The organism is Haloferax sp. s1 (assembly GCF_058382125.1).
The window spans coordinates 1-4,450 of sequence record NZ_JBZRPK010000421.1; the positions used below are offsets into that span (position 1 = coordinate 1).

Here is a 4,450-nt window from a genome sequence, read left to right on the forward strand (position 1 = left end):
CGGCGCAATCGGCTGGAACGTCATCATCTCCTTTACCGATTTCGCGGGGTTGCATCTGCCGGCGTACGACCCCTCGGCGTTCGACCTGGAGATGTACCGCCGCGCCTTTTCGGACGGACAGTTCTGGGCCGCAACCCGGAACACGTTCGTCCTCCTCGTCTCCTTTACGGCGCTTTCACTCGGCGGTGGTCTCGGTCTCGCAATTCTCATCGACCGGGGCATCCGCTTCGAAAACTGGTTCCGTACCATCTACCTGCTGCCGTTCAGCCTGTCGTTCGTCGTGACGGCGGTGTTCTGGCGGTGGATGTACAACTTCGACTCGGGCGTCATCAACGTCGTCCTCCGGGGGGTCGGCCTCGACTTCCTCGCGTCGAAGTGGCTCGCAGGGGGCGTCGATTTAGGTCTCCTCGGAGCACTCCCGCTTGTCCCCGAGACGCTGCAGTTCAAACTGTTCGCCGTCATCTTCGCGCTGCTCTGGCAGTTCAGCGGCTACGCGATGGTCGTGTATCTCGCGGGCCTTCGTGCGATTCCGAGCGACCAGTACGAGGCCGCGCGAGTCGACGGTGCGTCGACCCTGCGGATGTACCGCCGGGTCATCCTGCCGCAACTCCGCGCCTCGACGGTGAGCGCCGCAGTCGTGCTCATGGTGTTCGCGCTCAAGGCGTTCGACTTCCTGTACGTCATGTTCGGGAACAACCCGGGCCCGACGGCAGACATCCTTTCGACGATGATGTACCGACAAGCATTCGCAGCAAACGAGTGGGCTTACGGCTCTGCCATCGCCGTCGTGCTGTTCATCGTGGCGTTGGCCGTGGTCGCGCCCTACCTGTACGGCGAGTACCGCCGGGGTGAACTATGAGCGTCCGCGACGACCTCGCAGACCGCTTTGGCGTCGACTTCGAGACCATCGACCCGGTTCGCGTCGTTCTCTACACGACGCTCGTCGGTCTCATCGCGTTCTACCTCTCGCCCCTCGAGTCCGGACTGATGACCGCGCTGAAGACGGAAGCCGAGTTCGCCACGTCGCCGCCTTTCGTACCGCCGACGGTCGACGGCTTCACGCTCAAACCCTTCGGCGTCGCCCTCGACACGCTGTCGTCGGCCATCCTCAACAGCATCATGCTGGCCGTGCCGGCGACGATTCTGTCGGCGCTCCTCGGAAGCTTCGCGGCGTACGGTCTCACGAACTTCGAGTGGCGCGGCCAACTCGGCGTCGTCACGCTGTTCATCGCGGGTATCTTCATCCCGTACCAGGCCGTGTTGATTCCGCTGTCGCGGCTCTGGGCCATCGTGAACACGAAAGAGTTGCTCGCGCCCGTGCTCGACATCACGGTGTTTTCGGCACAGGTGCCCGTCCTCGGGACGGTCGAACTCGCCACGCACCCGCACTACGCGAGCATCATCAACCTCATCATTACCCACGCGGCCTACGGCATCCCCATCACGACGCTCCTGTTCCGGAGTTACTACAAGAAACTCTCGACGGAGATGCTGGAAGCCGCCCGCCTCGACGGTGCGAGCGCATTTACGGTCTACCGACGTATTGTACTCCCACTGTCGACACCGATGTTCGCGGTGACGCTCATCTACCAGTTCACGCAGATCTGGAACGACCTGCTGTTCGCGCTGGTTATCATCCCCTCGGGGTCCGGCCCCGCGGCGGTGGCGACCATCGCGCTCAACGAACTGACCGGTGGCATCATCCAGACGTTCAACACGCAGATGGCCGGCGCGTTCGTCGCCGCTCTGCCGACGTTGCTCGTCTACGTCCTGTTCGGCGACAAGTTCGCAAAGGGGGTCGCGGGCGAAGCATGAGCGCCGCGCCCACCCACTCCAGCGTAGCACCGCAGACGACCACCACAACACGCACACAGACCCATGGCTGACCTCACACTCGACCACGTATCGAAGTTCTTCGACGATGGCGGCTCCAAAGTCGTCGCCGTCGACGACGCCTCCGTGACCATCGAGGACGGCGAATTCCTCGTCCTCGTCGGTCCTTCGGGGTGTGGTAAATCGACCACGCTCCGCATGATTGCCGGACTGGAAACCGTCTCGGAGGGCCAGATTCGACTCGGCGACGAACGGATGGACAACCGCCCGCCCCGCGACCGGGACATCGCGATGGTGTTCCAGTCGTACGCGCTCTACCCGCACATGTCGGTTCGGGGCAACATGCGATTCGGCCTCGAAGAATCGACCGACATGGCCGACGCCGACATCGACGCAGTCGTCGAAGAGACCGCCGACATGCTCGGCATCGCCGACCTGCTCGACCGCAAACCCGGCGAGCTCTCCGGCGGCCAGCAACAGCGCGTCGCACTCGGTCGCGCCATCGTCCGCGACCCGGAAGTGTTCCTGATGGACGAGCCGCTTTCGAACCTCGACGCGAAGCTTCGCTCGCAGATGCGGACGGAACTCCAGCGCCTCCAGGAAGAACTCGGCGTGACGACCGTCTACGTCACTCACGACCAGACGGAGGCGATGACGATGGGCGACCGCATCGCCATCCTCAACGACGGCGAACTCCAGCAGGTCGCCACGCCGTTGGAGGCGTATCACCGCCCGGCAAACCGCTTCGTCGCGGGCTTCATCGGCGAACCGTCGATGAACTTCTTCGAGATGGAGGTCCACGGCGACACCCTCGCCAACGACACCTTCACGTACGACCTGTCTCCCCGCTCGAAAGAAGCAGTCGAAGGAACCAGCCGTGTCACGCTCGGTATCCGTCCCGAAGACGTGGAACTCGTCTCGGATGACGAACTCGACCACACCTACGAGACGAGCGTCGACGTGGTCGAACCGATGGGTAACGAGAATGCGGTCTACCTCGAATTCGGTACCGAACGGCGCTTCGTCGCCACCGTCGGCGGGATGCGCCGGGTCGAAGCGGGCCAATCGGCTGTCGCTCGCCTTCCCGAAGAAGCTATTCACCTGTTCGATGCCGCGACCGGCGAAGCGCTCCAGAACCGGTCGCTGGAATCGGCAGACCTCGCAGAACCCGAACCGCAGGCCTGAGCGGCAACGTCTGCAACTGCTTTTTTCGCTGGCTACTCGTCCAGCGCTTCGTACTCCTCGGGCGTGTAGGTCTTCAGCTCCATCGCGTGGATGTCGGTCGTCATGTGGTCGCCGAGCGCGTCGTAGACGAGTTGGTGCTGCTGGACGAGCGACTCCCCCTCGAAGGCTGGCGAGACGACGACGGCGGCGTAGTGGTCGTCTTCGTGGTCTTCGTCGACCGTCCGTGGACGGGAGACGGTCGCGTCGGCGTCTTCGATGTTCGATTCGATAAGCTCCTCGATAGCTTCGATTTCCATGTGCGTATTCGGGGCGGGCGCTGGCAAAAAGCGTCCGGGAACGACGTTCGTGTTCCGCGCTATACTATGGCACAAGAAAACACTACACAGTGGGTTTGTTTAGTGGTTTGATATGTGAGATGAGCTATCTAACCATTCGAGAGACACTATCGACACTATAGATAATTTATTATCGAATTAGATAATTTCAACCGGGCACTTATCGTAGCCACATGGGTCCATTCCGTAATGCGACTTGCCCGCCGATTGGACCAACTACTTCCGGACATTATCAGAGATAGTTTTCTTCGGAAACTTGCTCTCGGCTTTGCGATGACGCTTCTCATCGTCGCCGCCGCGGGTGGGGTGACATATTTCACCGTCTCCGAAGAGTTGACACAGAACAGGCAAGCGGAACTCGAAGCCACGGCTGGCCAGCACGCTGGGCAGACCGAAGGGTGGTTCCGAGAACGCGCACAGACCGCGCGGATGCTCTCACAGTACCAAATGCTCCGGACTGGGGACCACGAGGAGATATCGAAGTTCTTCGTCGAAGAACGCGAGAAGCTTCCGGACGACGTCCGTGCGATTCACTTCGTCAACAGCGAGACGAATACGGTTATCGCCAGTTCGTCCGAAGTTCGCCGCGGTGGAAGTGCCGTGCCAGGTGACGTGACGTTCATCACTGGTTCGCTCGACGTGAGTTTGTACGACCCGACCGCGACCACTGAAGTGTACGAACGCCCCGGTACACAGCTCGTCTCGTTCGTGAGCGCCGTTCCGGGACTCGCAGACCGCGCAATCGTCATCGAAGCCAACGCTACGGGGCTGACCGGAACGTTTGAAACCCCCGCTGAAGGGAGCTTTACGTCGCTCGTCTCGATGAATGGCGCGGTCGAAGCCGGTACCGGTCCACTCGCCGGTGACGACTACCCCGCAACCGAGTCGGAGGCGCTCGCCCTCGCCCTCGACGGCGAACGCGGCGTGAAGACCGTCGCTGCGAACGGCGTCCTCGACGAAAAACACCTCGTCGCCTACGCACCGGCGGGGGAGAACATGGCCGTCCTCGTTCACGTGCCGGCGGCCAGCGCCTACTCCCCCCGCCGACCAGTCGGTATGCTCGTGGCCCCGCGGGTGCTCGTCGGCCCCCTTCCCCC

Annotated in this window: 4 protein-coding genes and 1 pseudogene; 4 read left to right on the forward strand and 1 reads right to left on the reverse strand. The window is 62.2% G+C overall.

Going from position 1 to position 4,450, the window contains the following annotated elements:
* The 3 genes from QT222_RS05720 to QT222_RS05730 all read left to right on the forward strand — a co-directional run.
* Positions 1 to 859 (forward strand): carbohydrate ABC transporter permease (locus QT222_RS05720; RefSeq protein WP_491476592.1); only part of this gene is annotated, 859 nt, incomplete at its 5' end.
* Positions 856 to 1,815 carry a carbohydrate ABC transporter permease gene (locus tag QT222_RS05725; protein ID WP_004060398.1) on the forward strand — a complete coding sequence of 320 codons (960 nt, stop codon included), beginning with the start codon at positions 856 to 858 and terminating at the stop codon, positions 1,813 to 1,815. The genes QT222_RS05720 and QT222_RS05725, both read left to right, overlap by 4 nt.
* 63 nt (positions 1,816 to 1,878) lie before the next feature.
* Positions 1,879 to 3,018, forward strand: coding sequence for an ABC transporter ATP-binding protein (locus QT222_RS05730; protein WP_491476593.1), 1,140 nt, complete (start codon positions 1,879 to 1,881; stop codon positions 3,016 to 3,018).
* Between the two features lie 32 nt (positions 3,019 to 3,050).
* Here the strand turns inward: QT222_RS05730 and QT222_RS05735 are convergent, their stop codons facing one another.
* Positions 3,051 to 3,314 (reverse strand): BolA/IbaG family iron-sulfur metabolism protein, encoded by a 264-nt coding sequence (locus QT222_RS05735; protein WP_491476594.1) that lies wholly within the window; start codon positions 3,312 to 3,314, stop codon positions 3,051 to 3,053.
* 228 nt (positions 3,315 to 3,542) lie between these two features.
* On the opposite strand from QT222_RS05735, the pseudogene QT222_RS05740 reads away from it, so the two are divergent.
* Positions 3,543 to 4,450 (forward strand): annotated as a pseudogene (locus tag QT222_RS05740) (methyl-accepting chemotaxis protein); the annotation flags it as partial.

Coding starts and splice junctions, on each gene's coding strand:
- QT222_RS05725 (WP_004060398.1), top strand. CDS start 856: ATGAGCGTCCGCGACGACCTCGCAGACCGCTTTGGCGTCGACTTCGAG.
- QT222_RS05730 (WP_491476593.1), top strand. CDS start 1,879: ATGGCTGACCTCACACTCGACCACGTATCGAAGTTCTTCGACGATGGC.
- QT222_RS05735 (WP_491476594.1), bottom strand. CDS start 3,314: ATGGAAATCGAAGCTATCGAGGAGCTTATCGAATCGAACATCGAAGAC.